Annotated in this window: 24 protein-coding genes; 9 read left to right on the forward strand and 15 right to left on the reverse strand. The window is 70.6% G+C overall.

Annotated features, from left to right (window positions below; genetic code table 11):
• Positions 1-56: 56 nt before the first annotated feature.
• Together sufB and O3X23_RS17495 are read right to left on the reverse strand one after the other, a co-directional pair.
• Positions 57-1,478, reverse strand: a complete 1,422-nt coding sequence (gene sufB / locus O3X23_RS17490; RefSeq protein WP_269272330.1) for a Fe-S cluster assembly protein SufB — start codon at positions 1,476-1,478, stop codon at positions 57-59.
• Positions 1,475-2,299, reverse strand: coding sequence for a helix-turn-helix transcriptional regulator (locus tag O3X23_RS17495; protein ID WP_269272331.1), 825 nt, complete (start codon positions 2,297-2,299; stop codon positions 1,475-1,477). The genes sufB and O3X23_RS17495 overlap by 4 nt, the downstream gene beginning before the upstream one ends.
• 202 nt (positions 2,300-2,501) lie before the next feature.
• On the opposite strand from O3X23_RS17495, the gene O3X23_RS17500 reads away from it, so the two are divergent.
• Positions 2,502-3,443 carry an ABC transporter ATP-binding protein gene (locus O3X23_RS17500; protein WP_269272332.1) on the forward strand — a complete coding sequence of 314 codons (942 nt, stop codon included), beginning with the start codon at positions 2,502-2,504 and terminating at the stop codon, positions 3,441-3,443.
• 74 nt (positions 3,444-3,517) lie between these two features.
• Entirely contained in the window at positions 3,518-4,234 is a 717-nt protein-coding gene (locus O3X23_RS17505) for an ABC transporter permease (RefSeq protein WP_269272407.1), read from the forward strand.
• An 18-nt stretch (positions 4,235-4,252) separates the two neighbouring features.
• On the opposite strand, the gene O3X23_RS17510 is transcribed toward O3X23_RS17505, so the two are convergent.
• Positions 4,253-5,533: a glycosyl hydrolase family 28-related protein gene (locus O3X23_RS17510; RefSeq protein WP_269272333.1), complete on the reverse strand. Its 1,281-nt coding sequence runs from the start codon at positions 5,531-5,533 to the stop codon at positions 4,253-4,255.
• A gap of 109 nt (positions 5,534-5,642) precedes the next feature.
• Here O3X23_RS17510 and O3X23_RS17515 point away from each other — a divergent pair, with 109 nt between their 5' ends.
• Complete coding sequence (locus O3X23_RS17515) at positions 5,643-6,632, forward strand: COX15/CtaA family protein (protein WP_269272334.1); 990 nt, start codon at positions 5,643-5,645, stop codon at positions 6,630-6,632.
• An 8-nt stretch (positions 6,633-6,640) separates the two neighbouring features.
• Here O3X23_RS17515 and O3X23_RS17520 read toward each other — a convergent pair whose 3' ends face one another.
• From O3X23_RS17520 to O3X23_RS17530, 3 genes are all read right to left on the reverse strand, one after another.
• Positions 6,641-7,753 (reverse strand): amidohydrolase, encoded by a 1,113-nt coding sequence (locus O3X23_RS17520; protein ID WP_269272335.1) that lies wholly within the window; start codon positions 7,751-7,753, stop codon positions 6,641-6,643.
• Positions 7,754-7,815: 62 nt separating this feature from the next.
• Positions 7,816-8,175, reverse strand: coding sequence for a hypothetical protein (locus O3X23_RS17525; RefSeq protein WP_269272336.1), 360 nt, complete (start codon positions 8,173-8,175; stop codon positions 7,816-7,818).
• A 24-nt stretch (positions 8,176-8,199) separates the two neighbouring features.
• Positions 8,200-9,144: a heme o synthase gene (locus tag O3X23_RS17530; RefSeq protein WP_269272337.1), complete on the reverse strand. Its 945-nt coding sequence runs from the start codon at positions 9,142-9,144 to the stop codon at positions 8,200-8,202.
• A 407-nt stretch (positions 9,145-9,551) separates the two neighbouring features.
• On the opposite strand from O3X23_RS17530, the gene tkt reads away from it, so the two are divergent.
• Genes tkt through pgl form a run of 5 tightly spaced genes read left to right on the forward strand, consistent with a single transcriptional unit; the run spans position 9,552 to position 16,184 of the window.
• Positions 9,552-11,639, forward strand: a complete 2,088-nt coding sequence (gene tkt / locus O3X23_RS17535) for a transketolase (protein ID WP_269272338.1) — start codon at positions 9,552-9,554, stop codon at positions 11,637-11,639.
• 31 nt (positions 11,640-11,670) lie between these two features.
• On the forward strand, positions 11,671-12,789 hold the full coding sequence (gene tal / locus O3X23_RS17540; protein ID WP_269272339.1) for a transaldolase: 1,119 nt from the start codon (positions 11,671-11,673) through the stop codon (positions 12,787-12,789).
• A 1-nt stretch (position 12,790) separates the two neighbouring features.
• Positions 12,791-14,314, forward strand: a complete 1,524-nt coding sequence (gene zwf, locus O3X23_RS17545; protein WP_269272340.1) for a glucose-6-phosphate dehydrogenase — start codon at positions 12,791-12,793, stop codon at positions 14,312-14,314.
• Positions 14,311-15,405, forward strand: a complete 1,095-nt coding sequence (gene opcA / locus O3X23_RS17550; protein WP_269272341.1) for a glucose-6-phosphate dehydrogenase assembly protein OpcA — start codon at positions 14,311-14,313, stop codon at positions 15,403-15,405. Before zwf ends, opcA begins: the two co-directional genes overlap by 4 nt.
• Positions 15,402-16,184 (forward strand): 6-phosphogluconolactonase, encoded by a 783-nt coding sequence (gene pgl / locus O3X23_RS17555; RefSeq protein WP_269272342.1) that lies wholly within the window; start codon positions 15,402-15,404, stop codon positions 16,182-16,184. Before opcA ends, pgl begins: the two co-directional genes overlap by 4 nt.
• 93 nt (positions 16,185-16,277) lie before the next feature.
• On the opposite strand, the gene pgi is transcribed toward pgl, so the two are convergent.
• From pgi to O3X23_RS17575, 4 genes are all read right to left on the reverse strand, one after another.
• Positions 16,278-17,936, reverse strand: a complete 1,659-nt coding sequence (gene pgi / locus O3X23_RS17560) for a glucose-6-phosphate isomerase (RefSeq protein ID WP_269272343.1) — start codon at positions 17,934-17,936, stop codon at positions 16,278-16,280.
• Between the two features lie 9 nt (positions 17,937-17,945).
• On the reverse strand, positions 17,946-19,175 hold the full coding sequence (locus O3X23_RS17565) for an MFS transporter (protein WP_269272344.1): 1,230 nt from the start codon (positions 19,173-19,175) through the stop codon (positions 17,946-17,948).
• An 89-nt stretch (positions 19,176-19,264) separates the two neighbouring features.
• Positions 19,265-20,029, reverse strand: a complete 765-nt coding sequence (locus O3X23_RS17570; protein WP_269272345.1) for an SIS domain-containing protein — start codon at positions 20,027-20,029, stop codon at positions 19,265-19,267.
• A 68-nt stretch (positions 20,030-20,097) separates the two neighbouring features.
• Entirely contained in the window at positions 20,098-21,207 is a 1,110-nt protein-coding gene (locus tag O3X23_RS17575) for an N-acetylglucosamine kinase (protein ID WP_269272346.1), read from the reverse strand.
• Between the two features lie 61 nt (positions 21,208-21,268).
• Between O3X23_RS17575 and O3X23_RS17580 the strand changes: the two genes are divergently transcribed.
• Entirely contained in the window at positions 21,269-22,147 is an 879-nt protein-coding gene (locus O3X23_RS17580; protein WP_269272347.1) for a MurR/RpiR family transcriptional regulator, read from the forward strand.
• A 100-nt stretch (positions 22,148-22,247) separates the two neighbouring features.
• On the opposite strand, the gene O3X23_RS17585 is transcribed toward O3X23_RS17580, so the two are convergent.
• The 5 genes from O3X23_RS17585 to gap all read right to left on the reverse strand — a co-directional run bounded on the left by O3X23_RS17585 (position 22,248) and on the right by gap (position 26,218).
• Positions 22,248-22,583, reverse strand: coding sequence for an RNA polymerase-binding protein RbpA (locus O3X23_RS17585; RefSeq protein WP_073497103.1), 336 nt, complete (start codon positions 22,581-22,583; stop codon positions 22,248-22,250).
• 171 nt (positions 22,584-22,754) lie between these two features.
• Positions 22,755-22,991 carry a preprotein translocase subunit SecG gene (gene secG / locus O3X23_RS17590; protein ID WP_269272348.1) on the reverse strand — a complete coding sequence of 79 codons (237 nt, stop codon included), beginning with the start codon at positions 22,989-22,991 and terminating at the stop codon, positions 22,755-22,757.
• A gap of 120 nt (positions 22,992-23,111) precedes the next feature.
• On the reverse strand, positions 23,112-23,888 hold the full coding sequence (gene tpiA, locus O3X23_RS17595) for a triose-phosphate isomerase (protein WP_269272349.1): 777 nt from the start codon (positions 23,886-23,888) through the stop codon (positions 23,112-23,114).
• Between the two features lie 6 nt (positions 23,889-23,894).
• On the reverse strand, positions 23,895-25,109 hold the full coding sequence (locus tag O3X23_RS17600) for a phosphoglycerate kinase (RefSeq protein ID WP_269272350.1): 1,215 nt from the start codon (positions 25,107-25,109) through the stop codon (positions 23,895-23,897).
• 104 nt (positions 25,110-25,213) lie between these two features.
• The gene (gap, locus tag O3X23_RS17605) at positions 25,214-26,218 is read right to left on the reverse strand and encodes a type I glyceraldehyde-3-phosphate dehydrogenase (protein WP_269272351.1); all 1,005 of its coding nucleotides are present in this window, start codon (positions 26,216-26,218) and stop codon (positions 25,214-25,216) included.
• Positions 26,219-26,220: the final 2 nt, after the last annotated feature.

The following is a 26,220-nucleotide window of genomic DNA, read 5'->3' on the forward strand; positions in this document are numbered from 1 at the left end:
GCCGGTCGGACGGCCCGTACGGGTGCGCGGGGCGCACCCGTACGGTCAGCGTCGTACTAACCGACGGAACCTTCCATCTGCAGCTCGATCAGGCGGTTCAGCTCCAGCGCGTACTCCATCGGCAGCTCACGCGCGATCGGCTCGACGAAGCCGCGCACGATCATCGCCATCGCCTCGAACTCCGTCATACCGCGGCTCATCAGGTAGAAGAGCTGGTCGTCCGAGACCTTGGAGACGGTCGCCTCGTGGCCCATGGACACGTCGTCCTCACGGACGTCCACGTACGGGTACGTGTCCGAGCGGGAGATCGTGTCGACGAGCAGGGCGTCGCAGAGCACGTTGGACTTCGATCCGGCCGCGCCCTCGCCGATCTCGATGAGACCGCGGTAGGAGGTACGGCCGCCGCCGCGCGCCACGGACTTGGAGACGATGTTGGACGACGTGTTCGGCGCCATGTGCACCATCTTCGCGCCGGCGTCCTGGTGCTGGCCCTCGCCCGCGAAGGCGATGGACAGGGTCTCGCCCTTGGCGTGCTCGCCCATCAGGTAGACGGCGGGGTACTTCATGGTCACCTTGGAGCCGATGTTGCCGTCGACCCACTCCATCGTGGCGCCCTCGTAGGCGACCGCGCGCTTGGTGACCAGGTTGTAGACGTTGTTCGACCAGTTCTGGATGGTCGTGTAGCGGCAGCGGCCGCCCTTCTTCACGATGATCTCGACCACGGCGCTGTGCAGCGAGTCCGAGGAGTAGATCGGCGCGGTGCAGCCCTCGACGTAGTGGACGTAGGCGTCCTCGTCGACGATGATCAGCGTCCGCTCGAACTGGCCCATGTTCTCCGTGTTGATACGGAAGTAGGCCTGCAGCGGGATGTCGACATGGACGCCCTTGGGGACGTAGATGAACGATCCGCCGGACCATACGGCCGAGTTCAGCGAGGCGAACTTGTTGTCACCCACCGGGATGACGGTGCCGAAGTACTCCTGGAACATCTCCGGGTACTGCTTCAGCGCCGTGTCGGTGTCGAGGAAGATGACGCCCTGCTCCTCCAGGTCCTCACGGATCTGGTGGTAGACGACCTCGGACTCGTACTGGGCGGCGACACCGGCGACGAGGCGCTGCTTCTCGGCCTCCGGGATGCCCAGACGGTCATAGGTGTTCTTGATGTCCTCGGGCAGATCCTCCCAGGAAGCGGCCTGCTTCTCGGTGGAGCGCACGAAATACTTGATGTTGTCGAAATCAATACCGCTGAGGTCCGAGCCCCAGGTGGGCATGGGCTTCTTGCCGAACAGCTTCAGACCCTTCAGCCGCAGCTTCAGCATCCACTCCGGCTCGGACTTCTTCGCGGAGATGTCGCGCACGACATCCTCGTTGATTCCACGCCTGGCGTTGGTGCCGGCGGTGTCCGAGTCGGACCAGCCGAACTCGTACGTGCCCAGCCCATCGAGTTCCGGGTGCGTGGTCTCCGTGGGAGCAGTCATGCGGGGTTCCTCCCGGCCGTACTGGCGGATGCGTTATTCACTGCGGTGGTGGTATTCACTGCGGTGCTGGTTTCTACGGTGCTGGTATCCACTGCACTGCTGACCTGCTGGTGCTGCGGGTGCCGCGGAATGTACGTCGTGCAGACGCCGTCGCCGTGGGCGATGGTGGCGAGCCGCTGGACGTGGGTTCCCAGCAGGTGGGAGAAGACCTCGGCCTCCGCCTCACACAGCTGTGGGAACTCCTCGGCGATGTGCGCCACCGGGCAGTGGTGCTGGCAGAGCTGCTCGCCGGCGGGCTCCCGTGCGGCGGCACCGGCCGACGCGCTGCGGGTGGTAGCAGCGTACCCGTCCTCGCTCAGGGCCCTGGCGAGCGCCTGGGTGCGCTGGGCGGGCTCCGCGGCGTCGACCGCGGTGCGGTAGCGGTCCGCCTGTTTGGCGACCCGGGCCCGGGCGAACGCGGTGACCGCGGCGTCGCCCATCTCCCCGCCGCCGGCGGACTGCGCGATCCAGCGCAGCGCGTCGGCCGCGATCTGGTCGTACGCCTGGTCGAAGGCGTCGCGGCCGCAGTCGGTGAGTGCGAAGACCTTGGCGGGGCGCCCACGGGTGCGCGCTCCGTAGACCCGCTGCTCACGCGGCTCGACGATGTTCTCCGCGACGAGGTGGTCCAGGTGGCGGCGGACGGCGGCCTGCGTGAGGCCCAGCCGCTCCGCCAGGTCGGCGGTGGTCGAAGGACCGTGGTCCAGGATCGACCGGGCGACCCGGTTGCGGGTACTCCGCTCCCCGGTCGTCTGCTCCTCCTGAGCCGCGCCGACGTTTTTCACAACTTCATTGTTGCGTAATTCATCAGGCCTCGGCAACCCACGCCGGATTCGACCCGCGGTGGAGTTCGTCACTTAGGCAAACCTAAGTTGACCTGCGAAATTGCCTGAACAAGATCCATTCCTCAGATATTCCGTCCGCGCGCCTCCGCCGGGGCCAAGGGCCGGTTCTGAGCGCGGAACACCGCTCCCGAGACTCACGGGTATGCGAAGCGGCAGCACCAGTCAGCCACCGGCGGGCGAGATCGCCGGCCTGGTCAAGCGGTACGGCGACAAGACCGCGGTGGACGGTCTGGACCTGGCGGTGGCGGCCGGCTCGGTGACCGCCGTGCTCGGGCCGAACGGCGCCGGCAAGACCACCACCGTCGAAATCTGTGAGGGCTACCGGCGCGCCGACGCCGGCAGCGTGCGGGTGCTGGGACTCGACCCGGCCACCGACGGCTCCGCGCTGCGCCCGCGCATCGGAGTGATGCTGCAGTCCGGCGGTGTCTACCCCGGGGCGCGTGCCGAGGAGATGCTGCGGCACACCGCCGCGCTGCACGCCCGCCCGGTGGACCCCGCGCTGCTCATCGAGCGGCTCGGCCTGGAGTCCTGTGGCCGCACCCCCTACCGCCGGCTGTCCGGCGGGCAGCAGCAGCGGCTCGCGCTCGCCATGGCCGTCGTCGGCCGCCCGGAACTGGTCTTCCTCGACGAGCCCACCGCCGGGCTCGACCCGCAGGCCCGCCGCGCCACCTGGGACCTCGTAAGGGAACTGCGTGGTGACGGGGTGACCGTCGTCCTCACCACCCACTTCATGGACGAGGCGGAACAGCTCGCCGACCAGGTCGTGATCATCGACCACGGCCGGTCCATCGCCCACGGCACCCCCGAGGAGCTGTGCCGGGGCGGCGCCGAGAACACCCTGCGCTTCACCGGCCGTCCCGGCCTCGACCTCGTCTCGCTGCTCAAGGCGCTGCCGGACGGCACCGCGGCGGCCGAGCTGACGCCGGGCAGCTACCGGATCGAGGGCGCGGTCGACCCCCAGCTGCTCGCCACCGTCACCTCCTGGTGCGCGCAGCACGGCGTCATGCCGGACCGGCTGGCGGTCGAACGCCGCACTTTGGAGGATGTCTTTTTGGATCTGACCGGCAAGGAGCTGCGCGCGTGACGACGGCAGAGAAGAAGGCCGCCGAGGGCGCCTCCACCTTCGTTCCCGACCCGGGCGCGGCGCCGCTCTCCCGCATGATCGGCGCGCAGACGGCGTTCGAGACGAAGATGCTGCTGCGCAACGGGGAGCAGCTGCTGCTGACCGTGGTGATCCCGGCACTGCTGCTCGTCCTGTTCAGCGCCGTCTCGATCGTCGACACGGGTACGGGCAAGGCCGTCGACTTCCTGGCCCCCGGCATCCTGGCGCTCGCCGTGATGTCCACCGCCTTCACCGGCCAGGCCATCGCCACCGGGTTCGAGCGCCGCTACGGCGTGCTGAAGCGGCTCGGCGCCTCGCCGCTGCCGCGCTGGGCGCTGATGACCGCGAAGACCGGCTCGGTGCTGGTCACCGAGGTGCTGCAGATCGTGCTGCTCACGGCGATCGCGTTCGCGCTGGGCTGGTCGCCGCACGGCAACCCGCTCTTCGTCGTGCTGCTGCTCGTGCTGGGCACCGCCGCCTTCTCCGGGCTCGGCCTGCTGATGGCCGGGACGCTCAAGGCGGAGGCGACGCTCGCCGCCGCGAACCTCGTCTTCCTGCTGCTGCTGGTCGCCGGCGGGATCATCGTGCCGCTGGAGAGGTTCCCGGGCGCGGCACAGGACGTGCTGCGGCTGCTGCCGGTCTCCGCCCTGTCCGACGGCCTGCGCGACGTGCTGCGGGACGGCGCGGGCATGCCGTGGGGCAACCTCGCGATCCTGCTGGTCTGGGCGGTCGTGGGGCTCGGCGCGGCGGCGCGCTTCTTCAGGTGGGAGTGACGCCCGGCGGGACGGTCCTCAGCCCGGCATGATGCAGTCGACGAAGCGGGCGAACTTCTTGTCGTGCGAACCGGCCGCCACGAACGCGTCCGCGGGATGGTCGACGATCCGGCACATGTCGTAGCGCACGCTCGTCGGCAGCTGGGCGCCGGCGGCGGGCCGGAACTGGTGGGCGCCCGAGAGCTGGCACATGTCGTACCGCACCAGCGGCCCGGCGGGGCCGATGCTGTAGCGGTGGGCGGTGAGGCCGTCCGAATACTGCTTGTACGACTGGGACGTGTCGTCGCAGTCGTTGAAGTGGACCGTGCCGCTGCTCCACTCGCAGTCGATGACCACGACCTGCGGGTCGCGTATCTCGAAGCGGATGTCCTCGGCGTGGAAGCGCTGTACGGAGTCGAAGTGCGAGGCGCGCGGGAAGCGGAAGAAGGCGCTCTCGAACCCGTACTCCGGGTGGGGCGTGGGGCGGCGGCCGGTGATGATGTAGCTGCCGCTGCGGCAGGTGATCGAGCCGCCGTAGGGGAATTCCAGGAAGTTGCCCCAGTCGTAGGTGACCGTCATGTCGGTGAACCAGTAGTTGAGGAACTGGTCCTGTTGCTCGCGCTTCTCCGACCGCTTGGAGAGCCCCGAGTACAGGAACGCCTTGCGGTAGGCGCCGCCCACCCGGCACGCCTCCCAGCGCATCTCCGAGTTGTTGTTGCTGCCGTCCAGGGCGAGGCCGTACTCCCACTCCCCCATCCACTCGCACTCGGAGAAGCGGTAGTTCTGCGCCCAGCCGGTGGAGTACGAGGAGAAGAACGACGCGCCGGGGGTGCCCGAGGTGAAGCGCAGCCCCTCGAAGGAGATGTTGCTCCACATGTTGTTGTTGCGGCACAGGTAGGCGTCCTTGGGCGACTCCGGCGCGAAGACGATCTCGCTGATCCGCATGCCGCCGCCCCGGAACCGCAGGCCGCTCGCACGCTTGTCCGGCTTGTCGCCGGCGAGCAGCGCACCCGGCTTCTTCACCAGGTACACCCCTGGCGGCACATCGATCACGGTGTGCCCCACGCCGCCCGAGACCCGCGACTCGGCGTAGGCGTACGCGGCGGCGAAGGCCGCGCTGTCGTCCGTCCTGCCGTCGCCCTTGGCGCCGAAGTCCGCCACGACGTCCGCCACGCCGGGATGGTCGGCGTTCCCCGACGCCGCGGCGGGGGCGCTCCACTCCCCGCTGGCGTACCCCGCGATGCCCGCCCCGGCGACCACTGCGGCGCCTCCGTAGAGCATTCTCCGCCGGTTGACCGAACCGCTCTTGCCGGTTGTCATATTTCCCCCAGTCGCGGATCCTCCGCTCGATGGTAAGTGCGCCCGGGGCGCGGGGGCCCTCCCGACCCCCTCGTGAAAAGTTGCACAAGCGGCCGCTTACGATGGACGCGTGCCGAAGTCGCTCGAAGTCGCCCGTAATCCCCTCGCCCACATCGCCCGGCGCTGGACCCCGTCCCCGGTGACGGTCCAGCGGGCCTGCGCGGCCGCCCTCGCGATGGCCGTGGTCATCGTGGTGACGGGCGGGGCGGTCCGGCTGACCAGTTCGGGGCTCGGCTGCCCGACGTGGCCCAAGTGCACCGACCAGAGCCTGACGACCACCAGCGACATGGGCGTGCACGGCGTCATCGAGTTCACCAACCGGATGCTGACGTACGTGCTGTGCGCGGCGGTCGGCTGGGCGATCATCGCGGTGCGGTCGCAGAAACCGTGGCGACGCAGTCTGACCCGGCTCGGCTGGGCCCAGTTCTGGGTGGTCATGGGCAACGCGGTCCTCGGCGGCATCACCGTGCTGACCGGCCTCAACCCGTATGTCGTCGCCGGGCACTTCCTGCTCTCCAGCGCGCTGATCACCGTCGCGGTGTTGACCTGGCAGCGGGCCCGCGAGGGCGATGGGGCGGTGCGCCCGCTGGTGGGCAGGCCGTTGCAGCAGCTGGCGTGGGTGCTGACCATCAGCTGCGCGCTGCTGATCGCGGTGGGCACCGTCGTGACCGGTGCGGGGCCGCACGCGGGTGACTCCACCGAGGTGCACCGCATTCCGATCGACTGGAAGACCGTCGCCCAGCTCCACGCCGACCTCGCCTGGGTCGTGGTGGCCCTCACGCTCGCCCTGTGGTTCGTACTGCGCGCCGTGGACGCGCCCGCCGGGCCGAAGGCCCGTACGCGGGACCTGTTCCTCGTGCTGCTGGCGCAGGGCGTCATCGGCTACGTGCAGTACTTCACGCACCTGCCGGAGGTACTGGTCGGGCTGCACATGCTCGGCTCGGCGCTGATCTGGATCGGGGTGCTGCGGGTCGTGCTGTCGATGCGCGAGCGCCCGTCGGAGCAGCCCGGCATCCCGGGCCCGGCGCAGTCCGGCTCCGCGCTCGCGTCAGCGGTCTGATCCGGCCGTCAGCGCTCTGATCCGGCACCGTCCGGGCGGCGCTCCAGTCCGTACACCCGCCGCGCGTTGCCCGCGGCGATCAGCTCCGCGACGCGCCGCGCGTCGGCAGGCGTCCAGGCGCCGCCGGCGACCCGGTCGGTGACCAGCCGCTCCAGCGCCTCGTGGAAGAACCGCGCCCCGATCACGTACAGCTCGGGCAGTGCGTGCGCCCCGGTCGAGAAGAGCACCTTGCCGAAGGGCGCCACTTCCAGCGTCTCGGCCAGGGCGGAGGCCACCGGCGCGGAGCCGATGTCCGTGTAGACGTGCGGGAACGCGGCCGCCAGCCGGGCGGCGGGCCGGTGGCTGGGGAACCCCCGTAAGAGCACGACGTCGGTGCCGAGACCCGCGGTCGCGCGCAGGAAATCGCCGAGCCGCAGGGGGTCGGCGCCCACCGGGCCGCGGATCTGCAGCGGCAGGCCGGTCGCGACGGCGTTCCACACCAGATGGCGCAGCAGCACCGGGTCGTGGAGCGGTTCGCCGGCCGTACGCCCCGCGAGCCACGCGCCGGCCGCGCGCCGTACCGGTCCGGCCTCGGGCGGCCCTGCGGGGAATCCGGGCGGACAGGTGTCGGCGACCGAGAAGGCGACGGCCGTGCGGGCCGCTCCGTGCACCGCCTCGGCGATGTTGGTGAGGAACGCTCCGACGGTCCCCGAGGTGTCGGCGACCTGCTGTGCCAGCGGCTCCAGCCGGACGATCTCGTACGCCGGAGCGGCCGCGGCCGAGCCCAGGTCCTTGGGCGAGGTGAGTTCGGGGGGCGGTGCGGCGGGGAGCGGATCGCCGCCGGCTCCCGCCGCCGCGTCCACCAGGTAGGCGCCGATCCCGGTGCCGCGCAGCAGTCGCCGGGTGGCCTCGTACGAGCCCAGGTGCCGGCGTCCCGCCAGGTAGTGCGCGGGGGTGCAGTGCGGTTCCAGGCCCAGCAGGGGCGGGCACCAGCGGCGTACGGCGAAACCGGCGGGGCTGTCGAAGAGCGTGGTGCCGGGCGCGGCGGCCCCCGTCAGGAGCGCCTCGAACGAGCCGAGGCCCAGCTCCCCGGGGACCACCCCGTGGCAGTGCGCGTCCACCAGAGGTGGCAGCTCCAGCATCACTGACTCCTCGCGCCGCCGGTCGGGACCGCTTCCATGGTCCCTAACGTGCGGGCGGCGCGTCAGGTGTTGCTGGGGCCGCCGATCTGGATGCCGGCCATCCGCTGCCACTCGTACGGGCCGGTGCGCACCTTGGCGGCGAATTCGCCGTCGAAGTCCTCGTGCACGGTGACGCCGGCGCGCTCGACGGCCTCGCGGGCCATGGCGTACGTCGGGGCCACCAGGTCGCCCCACTCGCCGTTCTCGCCGACGAGGACGATCCGGGTGCCGACCTCGCCGATGTACGCGATGTTCGCCTCGGCGCCGCCGCCGTGGCTCTTGGCGAAGGACTGGATCTGCTTCGCCAGCCGGGCGGTGCGGCGCTCGGCGCGCGGGTCCGTCTGGGGGGTCTCTTCCACGGTGTTCTGCGCGGTCTCAGCCATGAGGCAGATGCTACCCGTCGGTAATCAGTGAAGGAAAGGATCCACGGCCACGACGACGAAGAGCAGCGACAGATAGGTGATGGACCAGTGGAACAGCCGCATCTCCTTCAGCTTCGCGCCGCTGACCCCGGCCTTCGCGCGGCTGTACAGGCCGTGCGCCTCCTTGAGCCACATCGCGCCGAGCAGCACCGCGGCCACCGGGTAGAGCCAGGACGTCTCGTTCAGCGGCCACCACAGGGTCAGCGAGACGAGCACCATCACCCAGCTGTAGATCACGATCTGCCGGGCGACCACCAGGTTGCCCGCCACGACCGGCAGCATGGGCACGCCCACCCGCTCGTAGTCGTCCTTGACCTTCATCGACAGCGGCCAGTAGTGCGGCGGCGTCCAGAAGAAGATCACCAGGAAGAGGACCAGCGCGGACCAGGAGACGGAATTCGTGACGGCGGACCAGCCGATGAAGACCGGCATGCAGCCCGCGATGCCGCCCCACACGATGTTCTGCGCGGTGCGGCGCTTGAGGCCGAGCGTGTACACGAAGACGTAGAAGAGGATGGCCGTCAGCGACAGCGCCGCCGACAGCATGTTCACCAGGACCGCGAACCAGACCGTGGAGACCACGGAGAGCGCGATGCCGAAGACCAGCCCCTCGCGCGGCGACACCATGCCGGTGACCAGCGGACGCTGCTCGGTGCGGTGCATCAGCGCGTCGATGTCGCGGTCGATGTACATGTTCAGCGCGTTGGCGCCGCCCGCCGACAGGTAACCGCCCACGACGGTCGTCAGCACCAGCCACAGGTCGGGGACGCCACCCGCCGCCAGGAACATCACCGGAACGGTCGTGATGAGCAGCAGCTCGATAATGCGTGGCTTGGTCAGCGCCACGAACGCCATGACACGTGCCGCGAACGGCCGCTGTCCGGGGCTCGTCCCGATGACCCCTGCGGGTCGGGATTCGACGGCCGTCACAAATACCCCTGGGGAAGGTTCAAGTCCAGCAAGTCCCGGTCCCAGACGTGAAGGTCCGGTAAGTCCTTGCGCGTACCACGCCACTGTAGACGTAGGGAATACTCCGCCCGCCCCGGGGGGTGACCCGTGTTGCCGCCCGGCGGTGTTCGCCGGACGTTCAGCAGGCGAACGCGCCCGGGTCGGGGCAGGCTGTCAGTATCCCGGCATGCCGGGAATGGCTGTGCCAAGGTCCTGGTTGCCCGAAGTGCCGCCGCGGACGCTGCCTCGCGCAGCGCTCCGGGCGCCGTACCGAGGGGTCGAACAGCCCGCTCGAAAAGGTGCACGCGCCTGCGGCGGTAGGCTCGACCACGCCGGGTAGGCGCCACGTCACCGGCATCTCGACATGTGGAAAGGAGCCCTGAACCAGGGTGAGCAGCAAGCCGACCACCACAGCCCTTGAGTGGACCGATCTGGACGAGCGGGCCGTTGATACCGCTCGTGTTCTGGCCATGGATTCCGTGCAGAAGGTCGGCAACGGCCATCCCGGCACGGCCATGAGCCTCGCGCCCGCCGCGTACCTGCTGTTCCAGAAGGTGATGCGGCACGACCCGTCGGATCCCGACTGGACCGGTCGCGACCGTTTCGTCCTCTCGGCCGGCCACTCCAGCCTGACGCTCTACACCCAGCTCTACCTGGCCGGATACGGTCTGGAGCTGGACGATCTGAAGGCGTTCCGCACCTGGGGCAGCAAGACCCCGGGGCACCCGGAGCACGGCCACACGGTCGGTGTGGAGACCACGACCGGTCCCCTCGGCCAGGGCATCGCCAACGGTGTCGGCATGGCCATGGCGGCCCGCTACGAGCGCGGCCTGTTCGACCCGGACGCGGAAGCGGGCACCTCCCCGTTCGACCACACCATCTGGGTCATCGCCGGTGACGGCTGCCTCCAGGAGGGTGTCTCCGGTGAGGCGTCCTCGCTCGCCGGGCACCAGAAGCTCGGCAACCTCGTGCTGCTGTGGGACGACAACCACATCTCCATCGAGGGCGACACCGAGACGGCCGTCAGCGAGGACACCCTCAAGCGCTACGAGGCGTACGGCTGGCACGTCCAGCGCGTCGAGCAGCTGCCCAACGGCGACCTGGACCCCAAGGGTCTGTACGAGGCGCTGAAGGCGGCGCAGGCCGAGACCTCGCGTCCGTCGTTCATCGCGGCGCGCTCGATCATCGCCTGGCCGGCCCCGAACGCGCAGAACACCGAGGCCGCGCACGGCTCGGCACTGGGCGACGAAGAGGTCGCCGCGACCAAGAGGGTGCTGGGCTTCGACCCCGAGAAGACCTTCGAGGTCGACGACGCGGTGCTGTCCCACACCCACGCGGCCGCCGACCGCGGCCGTGAGGCGCACGCCGTCTGGAACAAGCGGTTCCAGGAGTGGCGCGACGCCAACCCGGAGCGTGCGGCCGAGTTCGACCGCATCAACGCGGGCGAGCTGCCCGACGGCTGGGAGAAGGCGCTGCCGTCCTTCGAGACCGGCAAGAGCCTCGCCACCCGCGCCGCCTCCGGCAAGGTCCTGCAGGCGCTCGGCGCGGTCGTGCCGGAGCTGTGGGGCGGCTCCGCCGACCTCGCGGGCTCCAACAACACCACGATCGACAGCGGCTCGTCCTTCCTCCCGACGGGGAACCCGCTTCCGGGCGCCGACCCGTACGGCCGCACGGTGCACTACGGCATCCGCGAGCACGCCATGGGCTCGACGATGAACGGCATCGCGCTGCACGGCAACACGCGCATCTACGGCGGCACCTTCCTGGTGTTCTCCGACTACATGCGCCCCGCCGTGCGACTGGCCGCGCTCATGCAGCTGCCCGTCACGTACGTGTGGACGCACGACTCCGTCGGCCTCGGCGAGGACGGCCCGACGCACCAGCCGGTCGAGCACCTGTCCGTGCTGCGCGCGATCCCGGGCCTGAACATCGTCCGTCCGGCCGATGCCAACGAGACGGCGATCGCCTGGCGCGAGATCCTCAAGCGCCACGCGTCCAAGCCCGCCCCGCACGGTCTGGCGCTCACCCGCCAGGGTGTGCCCACGTACCCGGCGAACGAGCACGCGGCCAAGGGCGGCTACGTGCTCTTCGACTCCGAGGGCGGCCGTCCGCAGGTCATCCTCATCGCCACCGGCTCCGAGGTGCAGCTGGCCGTCGAGGCCCGCGACGCACTGCAGGCCGACGGGATCCCGACGCGAGTCGTCTCGATGCCGTCCGTCGAGTGGTTCGAGGAGCAGGACCAGGCGTACCGCGACAGCGTGCTGCTCCCGGACGTCCACGCCCGGGTCGCGGTCGAGGCCGGCATCGGCCTGACCTGGCACCGCTACATCGGCGCGCAGGGCCGGATCATCAGCCTGGAGCACTTCGGTGCCTCGGCCGACGCCAAGATCCTGTTCCGCGAGTTCGGCTTCACCGCCGACGCCGTCGCCAACGCCGCACGTCAGTCCATCGACGCCGTCGACGCCGTCACCCGCTGAACCGCACCCGACCAGTAGGAGATGTAATTCCATGACAGACGCACTCAAGCGCCTCTCCGACGAAGGCGTCGCGATCTGGCTGGACGACCTGTCCCGCAAGCGGATCACGTCCGGGAACCTGGCCGAGCTGATCGACCAGCAGCACGTCGTGGGTGTCACCACGAACCCGTCGATCTTCCAGAAGGCGATCGCCCAGGGCGAGGGGTACGAGACCCAGCTCACCGACCTCGCGGCCCGCGAGGTCACGGTCGAAGAGGCCATCCGCATGATCACCACGGCGGACGTCCGCGACGCCGCCGACATCCTGCGGCCGGTCTTCGACCGCACCGACGGCCAGGACGGCCGGGTCTCCATCGAGGTGGACCCGCGCCTGGCCCACAACACCCGGGCGACCGTCGCCGAGGCCAAGCAGCTCGCCTGGCTCGTCGACCGGCCGAACGCCCTCATCAAGATCCCGGCGACCCTGGGCGGCCTGCCCGCCATCGGCGAGGTCATCGGCCTGGGCATCAGCGTGAACGTGACGCTGATCTTCTCGCTGGCCCGCTACCGGCAGGTCATGGACTCCTACCTGGACGGGCTGGAGAAGGCCAAGGCCTCCGGCCTCGACCTCTCGAAGATCTACTCGGTGGCGTCCTTCTTCGTGTCCCGCGTGGACACCGAGATCGACAAGCGGCTGGAGAAGCTCGGCGGTGACCAGGCCAAGGCGCTCAAGGGCAAGGCCGCGCTGGCCAATGCCCGGCTCGCCTACCAGGCGTACGAGGAGGTCTTCTCCTCGGACCGCTGGAACGCGCTGGAGAAGGCGGGCGCGAACAAGCAGCGTCCGCTGTGGGCCTCGACCGGTGTCAAGGACCCGGCCCTCCCGGACACGCTCTACGTGACCGAGCTGGTCGCCCCGAACACCGTCAACACCATGCCGGAAGCCACGCTGGAGGCCACCGCCGACCACGGCGAGATCACCGGCGACACCATCCGCGGCACGTACGAGCAGGCCCAGGCCGACATCGACGCCCTGGCGGGCCTCGGCGTCTCGTACGACGACGTGGTCCAGCAGCTCGAGGACGAGGGCGTCGAGAAGTTCGAAGCCGCGTGGAACGAGCTGCTGGAGTCCACCCAGGCGGTACTCAAGCGTCAGACGCCCGTGGAGGCATGAGTTGACCAGCAGCAATCCGCTGCGTGACGCACAGGACCGGCGGCTCCCGCGTATCGCGGGGCCGTCCGGCCTGGTCATTTTCGGCGTCACGGGCGATTTGTCCCGTAAAAAGTTGATGCCTGCCGTCTACGACCTCGCCAACCGCGGTCTGCTGCCACCGGGCTTCGCGCTCATCGGCTTCGCCCGGAGGAGCTGGGAGGACGAGGACTTCGCCCAGGAGGTGCACGACGCGGTCAAGGAACACGCCCGCACCCCCTTCCGCGAGGAGGTCTGGCAGCAGCTCGCCGAAGGCTGCCGCTTCGTCCAGGGCGAGTTCGACGACGACACCGCCTTCGAGAACCTGAAGGCGACGATCGAAGAACTCGACAAGGCGCGCGGCACCGGCGGAAACTTCGCCTTCTACCTCTCCGTGCCGCCGAAGTTCTTCCCGAACGTCGTGCAGCAGCTCAAGAAGCACGGGCTGTCCGAGGGCCCGGGCGAGTCGTGGCGGCGCGCGGTCATCGAGAAGCCGTTCGGCCACAACCTGGAGAGCGCGCAGGAGCTCAACCAGCTCGTGCACGACGTCTTCCCGCCCAACGAGGTCTTCAGGATCGACCACTACCTGGGCAAGGAGACCGTCCAGAACATCTTGGCGCTCCGCTTCGCCAACACGATGTTCGAGCCGATCTGGAACCGGTCGTACGTCGACCACGTCCAGATCACGATGGCCGAGGACATCGGAATCGGCGGCCGGGCCGGGTACTACGACGGCATCGGCGCGGCCCGGGACGTCATCCAGAACCACCTGCTGCAGCTGCTCGCGCTGACCGCGATGGAGGAGCCCGGCTCCTTCCACCCGAAGGCCCTGGTCGCCGAGAAGCTCAAGGTGCTCGGCGCCGTCGAGCTCCCCCAGGACCTCGGCTCGCACACGGTGCGCGGCCAGTACGCGCACGCCTGGCAGGGCGGCGAGGAGGTCGTGGGGTACCTCGAGGAAGAGGGCATCGACCCCAAGTCGAAGACCGACACGTACGCGGCGGTCAAGCTGGAGATCAACAACCGCCGCTGGGCCGGGGTCCCCTTCTACCTGCGCACCGGCAAGCGGCTCGGCCGCCGGGTCACCGAGATCGCGGTGGTCTTCAAGCGGGCCCCGTACCTGCCCTTCGAGGCCGGATCCACCGAGGAGCTGGGGCAGAACGCCCTGGTCATCCGGGTGCAGCCGGACGAGGGAGTGACGGTGCGCTTCGGTTCGAAGGTGCCCGGCACCTCGATGGAGGTCCGGGACGTGACGATGGACTTCGCCTACGGCGAGTCCTTCACCGAGTCCAGCCCGGAGGCGTACGAGCGGCTCATCCTCGATGTGCTGCTCGGCGACGCCAACCTCTTCCCCCGCCACCAGGAGGTCGAGCTGTCCTGGAACATCCTCGACCCGATCGAGAAGTTCTGGGACACGCACGGCAAGCCCGCCCAGTACGCCTCGGGCACCTGGGGACCGGTCGAGGCGGACGAGATGCTCGCACGAGACGGTAGGAGCTGGCGCCGGCCATGAGGATCGATCTGACGGACACCACGTCGTCCCGCATCAACGCCGGGCTCATCGACGCCCGCCGTGCCATCGGCACACCGGCCGTCGGCATGGTGCTCACCCTGGTCATCGTCACCGACGAGGGCAGCGCCTACGACGCCCTCAAGGCGGCCAGCGACGCGTCGCGGGAGCACCCGTCCCGCATCCTGGCCGTCATCAAGCGGCCCGGCCGTTCACCGCGCGACCGCGCGATGGCGCGGCTGGACGCCGAGGTGCTGGTCGGCTCGGACTCCGGCACCGGTGAGACGGTCGTACTGCGGATGCACGGCGAGCTCGCCAACCACGCCGAGTCCGTGGTGCTGCCGCTGCTGCTGCCGGACGCCCCGGTGGTGGTGTGGTGGCCGGAGGAGTCGCCCGACAACCCCGCCGAGGACCCGCTGGGGAGGCTCGCGCAGCGCCGGATCACCGACGCCGCCGCGGCCGAGGACCCGGTGGCCGCGCTCAGTGAGCGTGCCGCCGCGTACGCCCCCGGCGACACCGACCTCGCCTGGACCCGGATCACGCCGTGGCGCAGCATGCTGGCCGCGGCCCTGGACCAGAAGCACACCAAGATCGCCTCGGCGAGCGTGGAGGGCGAGGCCTACAACCCGAGCACGGAACTGCTCGCGCTGTGGCTCGCCGACCGGCTGAGGATCTCGGTGGAGCGCAGGGTCTCGGAGGGACCCGGGATCACCGGTGTCCAGTTGGTCACCGCCGACGGCGAGATCCGGCTGGACCGGGCCGACGGCTCGCTGGCCGAACTGGCCATGCCGGGGCAGCCGGACCGTCACGTGGCGCTCAAGCGGCGCGAGACCTCCGAGCTGATCGCCGAGGAGCTGCGGCGGCTGGACCCGGACGACATCTACCGTTCGACGGTGAAGTTCGGCGTCGGCCGGCTGACCGACTTCGGGTCGCAGGACGCGGAGGAGCCGGTCGGGGCGGTGGAGCTGATCACCGCGGCCAAGGACACCAAGGCGGCCGGGAGCGCGGCGGGCAAGTCCGCTCCCGCCAAGGATCCCGCCAAGAAGGCGGCGCCCGCGAAGAAGTCGGCGGCCAAGGGGACGAGCTCGTCATGAGCACCCCCCAGGTCGTCGTCCACCGCGACAAGGAGCTGATGGCGAAGGCCGCGGCGGCCCGGCTGATCACGAAGATCGTGGACGCCCAGGCCGCCCGCGGCTCCGCCTCGGTGGTGCTGACCGGCGGGCGCAACGGCAATGCGCTGCTCGCCGCGCTGGCCGGGTCCCCGGCGCGGGACGCGGTGGACTGGGCGCGGCTGGACCTGTGGTGGGGCGACGAGCGGTTCGAGCGGGAGGGTGATCCCGAGCGCAATGTCACCCAGGCCCGGGACATCCTGCTCGACACGGTGCCGCTCGATCCGGCGCGGGTGCACGCCATGCCCGCGTCCGACGGCGTCCACGGCCGTGACGTCGACGCCGCGGCGGCCGGCTACGCGGCCGACCTCGCCAAGGCGTCCGGGCCGGAGGACCACGGCCCGGTGCCGACTTTCGACGTGCTGATGCTGGGGGTCGGCCCCGACACCCATGTCGCGTCGCTCTTCCCGGAGCACCCGGCCGTGCGGGAGACGGAGCGGACGGTGGTCGGGGTGCACGGAGCGCCCAAGCCGCCGCCGACCCGGATCTCGCTGACCCTTCCGGCGATCCGCGCGGCGCGCGAGGTGTGGCTGCTCGCCGCGGGCGAGGACAAGGCCAACGCGGTCGCGATGGCGCTGTCCGGCGCGGGCGAGATCCAGGCACCGGCGGCCGGGGCACGCGGCCGCCGTCGCACGCTGTGGCTGCTGGACCGGGCCGCGGCGGCGAAACTGCCACCGCAGCTGTACCCGCCGGCTTCGGCGTAGCGGTCACCTTCCGTGTAACGGCCGCCGGCCGGGCTGGTCCTCCAGCCCGGCCGGCGGCCGTTACGCGTCTGTCGGCGGTTCTCCGGCGGCTGGTCAGCGGCCGCGCAGCTCCCGGTAGCGCCGGACCAGCGCCTCCGTGGAACCGTCCAGGCCGGGGATGGCCGCGCCTTCGCTGAGCGCGGGCTCGATCCGCTTGGCGAGCACCTTGCCCAGCTCGACCCCCCACTGGTCGAAGGAGTCGATGTTCCACACCGCGCCCTGGACGAACACCTTGTGCTCGTAGAGCGCGATCAGCTGGCCGAGCACCGACGGGCTCAGCTCGGTGGCCAGGACGGTTGTCGTGGGGTGGTTGCCGCGGAACGTCTTGTGCGGCACGAGTTCGGCGGGCACGCCCTCCGCCGCGACCTCCTCCGGCGTCTTGCCGAAGGCGAGTGCCTGGGTCTGCGCGAAGAAGTTGGCCATCAGCAGGTCGTGCTGGTCCTGGAGCGGGCCGAGTTCACCGATGGGGTTGGCGAAGCCGATGAAGTCCGCGGGGATGACCTTCGTGCCCTGGTGCAGCAGCTGGTAGTAGGCGTGCTGGCCGTTGGTGCCCGGGGTGCCCCAGACCACCGGGCCGGTCTGCCAGGTCACCGGGTTGCCCTGCCGGTCCACGGACTTGCCGTTGGACTCCATGTCCAGCTGCTGGAGGTACGCGGTGAACCGCGACAGGTAGTGGCTGTACGGGAGGACCGCGTGCGACTGCGCGTCGTGGAAGCCGCCGTACCAGACGCCCAGCAGGCCGAGCAGCAGCGGGACGTTCTCCTCCGGCGGTGCGGTGCGGAAGTGCTCGTCCACCAGGTGGAAGCCGGCCAGCATCTCGCGGAAGTGGTCCGGGCCGATGGCGAGCATCAGCGACAGGCCGATCGCCGAGTCGAAGGAGTACCGGCCGCCGACCCAGTCCCAGAACTCGAACATGTTCGCCGGGTCGATGCCGAACTCGGTGACCTTCTCCGCGTTCGTGGACAGCGCCACGAAGTGCTTGGCGACGGCCGAGGAGTCGGCGTTCAGGCCGGTCAGCAGCCAGTTGCGGGCGGAGGTGGCGTTGGTGATGGTCTCGATGGTGGTGAACGTCTTCGACGCGATGACGAAGAGCGTCTCGGCCGGGTCCAGGTCGCGCACGGCCTCGTGCAGGTCCGCGCCGTCGACGTTGGACACGAAACGGAGCGTCAGCCCGCGGTCGGCGTACGGGCGCAGTACCTCGTACGCCATCGCCGGGCCCAGGTCGGAGCCGCCGATGCCGACGTTGACGATGTTCTTGATGCGCTTGCCGGTGTGGCCGGTCCACTCGCCGGAGCGGACGCGGTCGGTGAAGACGGACATCTTGCTGAGGACGGCGTGCACGGCGGGCACGACGTCATGGCCGTCGAGCTGGATGACGGCGGAACGCGGGGCGCGCAGCGCGGTGTGCAGCACCGCGCGGTCCTCGGTGACGTTGATCCGCTCGCCGCGGAACATCGCGTCGCGCAGTTCGGCCACACCGCTCGACGCCGCCAACTCGCGCAGCAGCCGCAGGGTCTCGTCGGTCACCAGGTGCTTGGAGTAGTCCAGGTGCAGGTCACCGACCTGCAGGGTGTACCGGTCGGCCCGCTGCGGGTCCTGGTCGAACAGTTCGCGCAGCCGTACCTCCCCCAGCTCTTCGCGGTGTTTGCCCAGGGCGTGCCATTCGGGCAGCTGGTCGAGACGGGGACGGCCATGCGTATGGGTGTCGGACATGGGTCCAAACTAATTGATGACGGCCGGTCCGAGCACGATCACCCCGCAGGCGAAGAGCGCGGCGGCGGCCAGTGCCGGGGTGTTCAGCCCCCACGCCGTCGCCACCGCCCCGCCGAGCAGGGCGCCGAGCGGCGCCCCCGCGGTGGACAGGGTGCGGTTGGCGGCGCTGACCCGGCCCAGCAGGGCGGCGGGCGTCCGCTCCTGCAGGAGGGTGACCTCGTTGACGTTCCACAGCATCCCCAACGCGCCGAAGAGCGCCAGAGCGATCACGGCGACGGGCAGCGACCGCACGGTGCCCAGCACGATCAGGGCGCAGCACTGGAGCGCCAGCCCGGCCACCAGCACTCTGGTCCTGCCCAGCAGTTCGGAGAGCCGGCCGGCCACCAGCCCCCCGGCCACGCTGCCCGCGCCGTAGGCGGTGAGCACGGCCGCGTAGCCGGAGTGCCCGGCGTGCAGCCACCCGGTGACGTGCAGGACCAGGGTGGCGATGAGCGCGCCCATCCCGATGTTGACGACGGTGTTGGCCGTGCAGAGCGACCGCAGGACCCGGTCCCGCCACAGCACCGCGATGCCCTCGGCGATGTCCTGACGCAACGTCCGGCCCGTGGCGCGCGGGGGGCGCTCGCGCGGCGCCGTCCGTATGGAGGCGACCAGCGCCGCGGCGAGCAGGTACGTCGCCGCGTCCACCGCGAACGGCAGCCCCGCCGACAGGCCGATCAGCAGGGGCACCAGGGGCGCGCCCAGGAAGGTGCCCGCGATGGTCTGCCCGGTCATCAGCCGCGCGTTGGCGCGGCCGAGGGCGGTGGTGGGGACGATCGACGGCAGCAGCGCGGTCGCCGCGTTGTCGAAGAGGGTCTGCAACGTCGTCAGGACGAACGCCAGCACCAGCAGCAGGGCGACGCTCACCCGGTCCAGCCACACGGCGAGCGCGAAGCAGGCCATCAGCCCGCAGCGCACCGCGTCGACCGACCACATGGCGCGCCGCTGGTCCACCCGGTCGGCGATCGCCCCGCCCAGCAGGCCGAACAGGATCCAGGGGAGGAACCCGGCCGCCGTGACCAGCGAGACGAGCAGCGGGGAGTCGGTGAGACCCACCGCGAGCAAGGGCAGCGCCGCCGTGCGCAGTCCGTCCCCCAGCCGCGAGGCCACCGCGGCACTCCACAGCCGGCCGAAGCCGCCGCGCCAGGACGGCACGGCGCTCTCCACGGCCGGCCGCAGATCGCTGTCGCTCGTGGTCAAAGCTCCCCCTCGGGCCGGAATCAGATCGGTCCCGGCACCGTAGCGGCGGCCACTGACAACGCCTGGGAGAGCCTGTGGGGAGCCGGGGTTCAGAATCCGCCGCGGTGCAGCCGGCCCTCGTAGCGGGCCTCCAGAACGGCGTTGCGCTCGAACCCGCCGGGCAGGTTGGCCGAGATGTAGACCGGCGGTTCGTGCCCCTCGGCCGTCAGGATGCCGACCGCCTCGGCGACGACCATCTGGACGAGCAGCGCGGAGGTGATGGTGGAGACCCCGCACAGCGCTCCGCCGTCGGGCATCGGCAGCAGCGCGTCACCGGTCGGCGCGCAGTTGTCGAGTACGGCGTCGGCGAGGTCGGCGAGCCGCTTTCCGCTGCTGTGCAGCGCGGGCACCGCGTGGGTGTGCTCCAGGGAGGTGAGGGCGATCAGCCGGTGCCCCGCCTCCTTGACCTCCAGGGCCATGTCGACGACGGAGTTGTTGACCCCGGAGTTGGAGATGATCACGAAGAGGTCCTGCGGGTGCGGGGTGGCCAGTTCGTAGAGCCGCTTGGCCAGGCCCGGGGAGCGTTCCAGCAGCGGGTCGGCGAGCACGGAGCGGTCCTCGCCGCCGCGGAGCACCAGGTCGGACAGGCCGATCCGGCTGGTCGGGACGAGGCCGCCGGCCCGGCCCGCGATCTCCAGTGCGGTGGCCTGCGAGTGGCCGGTGCCGAAGGCGTGTATGACGCCGTCGGCGGCGACGCTGTCGGCGACGAGGCGGGCCGCGGCGGCGACGGAGTCGGTGTTGGCGGCGATCGCCCGCTCGACGGCGGCGCGGCCGTGCTCGGCGAACTGGGCGGCGCTGAGCTGTGATGCGGCCATGACCGGCTCCTTGGTTGAATTAACCATCGCTTCGACAAATCACTGAAACAATGAACCGGGCAGCGTGGTCACGTCAAGAGTCTCGCCAGCGCCACCGCGCCCGCACCGCCGTCCGGCACCGGGACGACGCGCAGTCCCATCGCCCGCGCACGCTGCGACAGCCGGTCCAGCAACGGCCCGGCCGGAGCCAGCAGACCGCCGGTGACCACCAGCGGCTCGCCGGCCTCGGGACGCAACGCGGCGACGGTCCTGCCGAGTTCCGCGGCCGCCGCGTCGAGCAGCTCGCCGGCGACCTGGTCACCGGCCCGGTCGGCGGCGACGACCAGCGGGCTCAGCGCGGCCAGCCGCACCGGCGGCTGCCCGTACACCAGGGGCACGATCACGTCCCGCAGCCGCCCCAGCCGGCGCAGGTCCGCCGGCTCCACCGGCCCGGCGAAGCCCGGCGGGCCGGGGAGACCGGCCAGTGCGGGCCGGCCGGCCGGGTCCCCGTCCGGCGCCAGGTAGTGCTCCGCCACCGCGCCGACCAGCGAGGTCCAGGGCCCGCGCCCGGTCAGCGCCCGCAGCGCCGCCCTGACAGCCTCCCGGCCCAGCCAGAAGCCACCGCCCTCGTCACCGAGCAGCCACCCGTCGCCGTCCACCGTCAGCTCCTGCCGCCGACCGGTGATCCGCGCCGACGCGGCGCCCGTCCCGGCGATGAGCAGCAGCCCGTCGGCGGGCATACCGGGCGCGGAGGCGAAGGCGATCTCGATGTCCCCGCGGACCGCCACCTTCCCGGCCTCGATCCCGGTCGCGGCCAGCGCCGCCCCGAGGCAGGACCGCGCGAGGTCGTGGCCGGTGTCGGGTCCGGTGTCGAGGGCGGCGCCCGCGAAGCCGCCCAGCACGGCGGCCACGGACGGGCGCAGCTCCGGCGGCACGGCGGCGCCGAGTGCGGCGGCCAGGTTCCGGGTCAGCTCGGCGCGCGGCACGCTCATCGCGTTGCCGGGACCGCCGGCGCCCTCACCGATCACCCCGCCGGACCCGAACCCGGTCCCGGTCCCGGCTGCCCCGGCCTCGGCCTCGGCGAGGTAGGCGCGGATCCGGGTGCCGCCCGCGTCGATGCCGACCACCAGCGGCCGGCCGGCCGGCGTCGACCCGCAGTCGTGGTCACCGAGAGCGCTTCGGTTGTGAATTTCATTCATCACACCGCATGGTGATTGATAGATTCACTGACCGACAAGACCCCTGCCGAGACGAGTCGTCATGGTCATCGCCCTGATCCGCTCCGAACTCCCCCGGATGTCCGATTCCTTGCGCAAGGTGGGCGAGCTGGTGCTGGCGGACCCGACGGCGGCCACCCGCGGATCGGCGGCCGAACTGGGCCGCCGCACGGGCACCTCCCAGGCCACCGTCACGCGCTTCTGCCACGCGCTGGGCCTGGACTCCTACCAGCATCTGCTGATCGAGCTGGCGCAGGAGCAGGGCCGCAGCCAGGGCGGCGACGGAGAGGGGCCGCTCAGCCCCGTGCTGGGCCCGGACATCGGCCCCGACGACGATCTCGACCATGTCGTCGCCGTGGTCGCCCAGGCCGATCTGCGAGCCCTGCGGCTCACCCTCGACCAGTTGGACCGGGAGAGCCTGGAACGGGCCGCCCAAGCACTGGCCAGGGCCCGCCGGATCGATGTGTACGGCGTCGGCGGCTCCGGTATCGCCGCCCGGGAGGCCGAGGCGCGGCTGTTCGGCATCGGCTGCGCCGCCCGCGGCTGGACGGAGGTGCACGCCGCCGAGACCTCCGCGGCGCTGCTGACGCCGTCCGACGTGGCCGTGGCGATCTCGCACTCCGGCACCACGCGTGAGGCCCTGGACCCGCTACGGCTGGCCGCGGAACGCGGCGCGACCACGGTGGCCGTCACCAGCGACCCGCGCTCACCGATCGCCCAGGCCGCCGACATCCGGCTCACCTCGGCCTCGGCGGAGACCAGCTTCCGGCGCGGCGGCTACGGCACCCGGCACTCGGTCCTGCTGATCATCGACTGCCTGTCGGCCCGGGTCGCCCAGCTCACCTACGAGCGGGCCACGTCGGCGGTCGCGCTGACCGCCCACATCGCCGACAGCCACACCGCCCGCGCCCGCCGCCGCTGACCGACAGGGAAGCAAACACCCCCGTCCGCCGGGCGGCTCCCGGTCGGGCCCGCCCGGCGAACGGGGGTGTGTATCCGCGTGCCGTACGCGAGGAAAACTCTCAGATCTCGCCGCGGAGCTTGGCGAGGGCCTCCGCGAGAATCGCCTCGCCGTCGGCCGCGCTGCGCCGCTCCCGCACGTAGGCGAGGTGCGTCTTGTACGGCTCGGTCCGCGGCGGCGCCGGCGGGTTCTCCTCGTCCTGCCCTGCCGGGAAACCACAGCGCGGGCAGTCCCAGGTCTCCGGGATCTGCGCGTCGCTGGCGAAACTCGGCTGGGTCTCGTGCCCGTTCGAGCACCAGAAGGAGATGCGGAGGCGTGGCGCGGACTCGCCGCGCTCGGCCTCTCCCATCGGCCCCGCTCCGACCCGACTGCCACGGATCGCGTTGCCACTTGCCACGGTCGTAACTCCCTGCGTGATGGTGCTGCGAGGTCGCCCAGTTTACGGAGACCTTACGTGCCGTCCAGTGGCAGGTGGTGTACCCGGCCCCGTGGGACGCCCTCCCATGATAAGCCGCGTTTGCGACGAGGCGTCAGTTCTCCCTGGACTCACGGGAGTACGCCGCAGGCGCTACTTCTGGAACTTCAGCACCAGACCAAGTACGACAATGCACGTAAACCACAACAGACCGATCACCACGGTGATCCGGTCGAGGTTGCGTTCGGCCACCGAGGAGCCGCCGACGGAGGACTGCATGCCACCACCGAACATGTCCGAGAGGCCGCCGCCCTTCCCCTTGTGCATCAGCACCAGCAGCAGAAGCAGCAGGCTGAAGATGATGAGGGCGATGGAGAACCCGAGAACCACGGCTGGACCAACTCTCTCGACTACAAACGGACGGCGCGGGGCCGAACCGGGCGCCAATGCGCCGGTCCGGCCCCGACAGGGTACTTCGTGCGGGCCTGCTCGGCCCACCGCCTACTGGTCCTACTGGTCCCGGAAGCGGACGATCTTGACGAACTCCTCCGCGTCGAGCGCCGCGCCACCGATCAGGGCGCCGTCCACATCCGGCTGCGCCATGATCGCCGCGACGTTTCCGGACTTGACCGAACCGCCGTACTGGATGCGGACCTTTTCGGCCAGTTCCTGGCTGTACAGCTCGGCGAGACGGCCGCGGATGGCACCGCAGACCTCCTGCGCGTCCTCGGGGGTGGCGACCTCGCCGGTGCCGATGGCCCACACCGGCTCGTACGCGACGACGATCGTCTCGGCCTGCTCGGCCGGGATGTCCTTCAGCGCGCCGTCGAGCTGGGCGAGGGTGTGCGGGACCTGCCGGCCGGCCTTGCGGACGTCCAGGCCCTCGCCGACGCACAGGATCGGGGTCAGTCCGTGCCGGTACGCGGCCTTGACCTTGGCGTTGACGAGTTCCTCGTCCTCACCGTGGTACTGGCGGCGCTCGCTGTGGCCGATGGCCACGAACGTGCACTTCAGCTTGGCCAGCATCGGGCCGGAGATCTCACCGGTGTACGCGCCGGAGTCGTGCGCGGAGAGGTCCTGGGCGCCGTACTTGATCTTCAGCTTGTCGCCGTCGACCAGGGTCTGCACCGAGCGCAGGTCGATGTAGGGCGGCAGGACGGCGACCTCTACGGCGTCGTAGTCCTTGTCGGAGAGCGCGAAGGCGAGCTTCTGGACGTGCGCGATGGCCTCGAGGTGGTTGAGGTTCATCTTCCAGTTGCCGGCCATCAGCGGGGTACGGGTGCTCATGCTGGGTCAGTCCTCCAGTGCGGCGAGACCGGGGAGCGTCTTGCCCTCGAGGTACTCGAGGCTCGCGCCGCCACCGGTCGAGATGTGGCCGAAAGCGTTCTCGTCGAAGCCGAGGATGCGCACGGCCGCGGCCGAGTCACCGCCGCCGACGACCGTGAAAGCCGGGCTGTCGATCAGTGCCTGGGCCACCGCGCGGGTGCCCTCGGCGTAGTCGGGGTGCTCGAAGACACCCATCGGACCGTTCCAGAACACGGTGGCCGCGTCGGCGAGCTTCGAGGCGAAGAGCTCACCGGACTTCGGACCGATGTCCAGGCCCATGACGTCGGCGGGGATCGCGTCGACGTTCACGGTCACCGGGTCGGTCGGCGCCTGCGCCTTGAGGTCGGGGAACGCGCCCGCGGCGACGACGTCGACCGGCAGCACGAACTCCACGCCCTTGGCCTCGGCGCGCTTGAGGTACTCCTGGACGACCGGGATCTGGTCCTCCTGGAGCATGCTCTTGCCGACCTCGTGGCCCTGGGCCTTGAGGAAGGTGAAGACCATGCCGCCGCCGATCAGGATCCGGTCGGCCTTATCCAGCAGGTGGTCGATGACACCGAGCTTGTCGGAGACCTTCGCCCCGCCCAGCACGACCGCGTACGGCCGCTTCACCTCGGTGGTGAGCTTCTTCAGCACGTCGACCTCGGTGGCGATCAGACCGCCCGCGGCGTGCGGGAGGCGCGCCGGGAGGTCGAAGACCGAGGCGTGCTTGCGGTGCACGGCGCCGAAGCCGTCGCCGACGTAGACGTCCGCGAGCGCGGCCAGGCGGTCGGCGAAGGCGCCGCGCTCGGCGTCGTCCTTCGCGGTCTCGTCCGCGTTGAACCGCAGGTTCTCCAGCAGCACCACGCCGCCGTCGGCCAGTGCGGCCACGGCCGCCTGGGCGCTGTCCCCGACGGTGTCGGCCGCGAACACGACCTCCGCGCCGAGCAGCTCACCGAGGCGTGCGGCGACCGGTGCGAGCGAGAACTGCGGGTCGGGCTCGCCCTTGGGGCGGCCCAGGTGGGAGGCGACGATCACCTTCGCGCCCGCGGCGACGAGCTTGGTGATGGTCGGGACGGCGGCGCGGATGCGGCCGTCGTCGGTGATGGTGGTGCCCGAGAGCGGCACGTTCAGGTCGGCGCGGACGAACACCCGCTTGCCCGCGACCTGTCCCTCGGTCAGGAGGTCGTCGATCGTCTTCATATCCGGTGGGCTCCTCGTGGTCGACAAGGAACAGGGCCCGGCCGACGCGTCATCGCGTCGCCCGGACCCTGTCACTCACATCTGCGTGGCTGAACCGTCGTGACTTAGAGCTGGCCGCCGACGAAGGTGGTCAGGTCCACCAGGCGGTTGGAGTAGCCCCACTCGTTGTCGTACCAACCGAAGATCTTGACCTGGTCGCCCTGGACCATGGTCATCTGCGAGTCGAACGTGCACGAGGCCGGCTCGTTGACGATGTCCGTGGAGACGATGAGGTCCTCGGTGTACTCGAGGATGCCCTTGAGCTGGCCCTCGGCCGCCTTCTGGAAGGCAGCGTTGACCTCTTCCTTGGTGACGTCGCGCTCGACGGTCACCACGAGGTCGGTGATCGAGCCGGTCGGGACCGGGACGCGCAGCGAGGTGCCGTCCAGCTTGCCCTTGAGCTCGGGGATGACCAGCGCGGTCGCCTTGGCGGCGCCCGTGGAGGTCGGGATGATGTTGATCGCGGCGGCCCGCGCACGGCGCAGGTCGCTGTGCGGGAAGTCCAGGATCTTCTGGTCGTTCGTGTAGGCGTGGATCGTCGTCATCAGGCCCTTGACGATGCCGAAGTTCTCCAGAAGGACCTTGGCCATCGGCGCCACACAGTTCGTGGTGCACGAGGCGTTGGAGATGATGTTGTGCTTCGCCGCGTCGTACTTCTCGTGGTTCACGCCCATGACCACGGTGATGTCCTCGTCCTTGGCCGGAGCCGAGATGAGGACCTTCTTCGCGCCGGCCGCGAGGTGCTTGGCGGCGTCGTCGCGCTTGGTGAAGAAGCCCGTGGACTCGATGACGATGTCCGCGCCGAGCTCGCCCCACGGCAGGTTCGCCGGGTCCCGCTCGGCCATCGTCTTGAAGGTCTTGCCGCCGACGGTGATGGTGTTGTCGGTGTGCGTGACCTCGGCCTTGAGACGGCCCAGGATGCTGTCGTACTTAAGAAGGTGCACCAGGGTCGCGTTGTCGGTCAGGTCGTTGACACCGACGATCTCGATGTCCGCGCCCTGCTCGAGAACGGCACGGAAGAAGTTGCGACCAATACGACCGAAGCCGTTGATGCCTACCCGGATCGTCACGA

Origin of the sequence: Streptomyces sp. H39-S7 (genome assembly GCF_027158205.1) — a bacterium.
Lineage (GTDB): Bacteria > Actinomycetota > Actinomycetes > Streptomycetales > Streptomycetaceae > Actinacidiphila.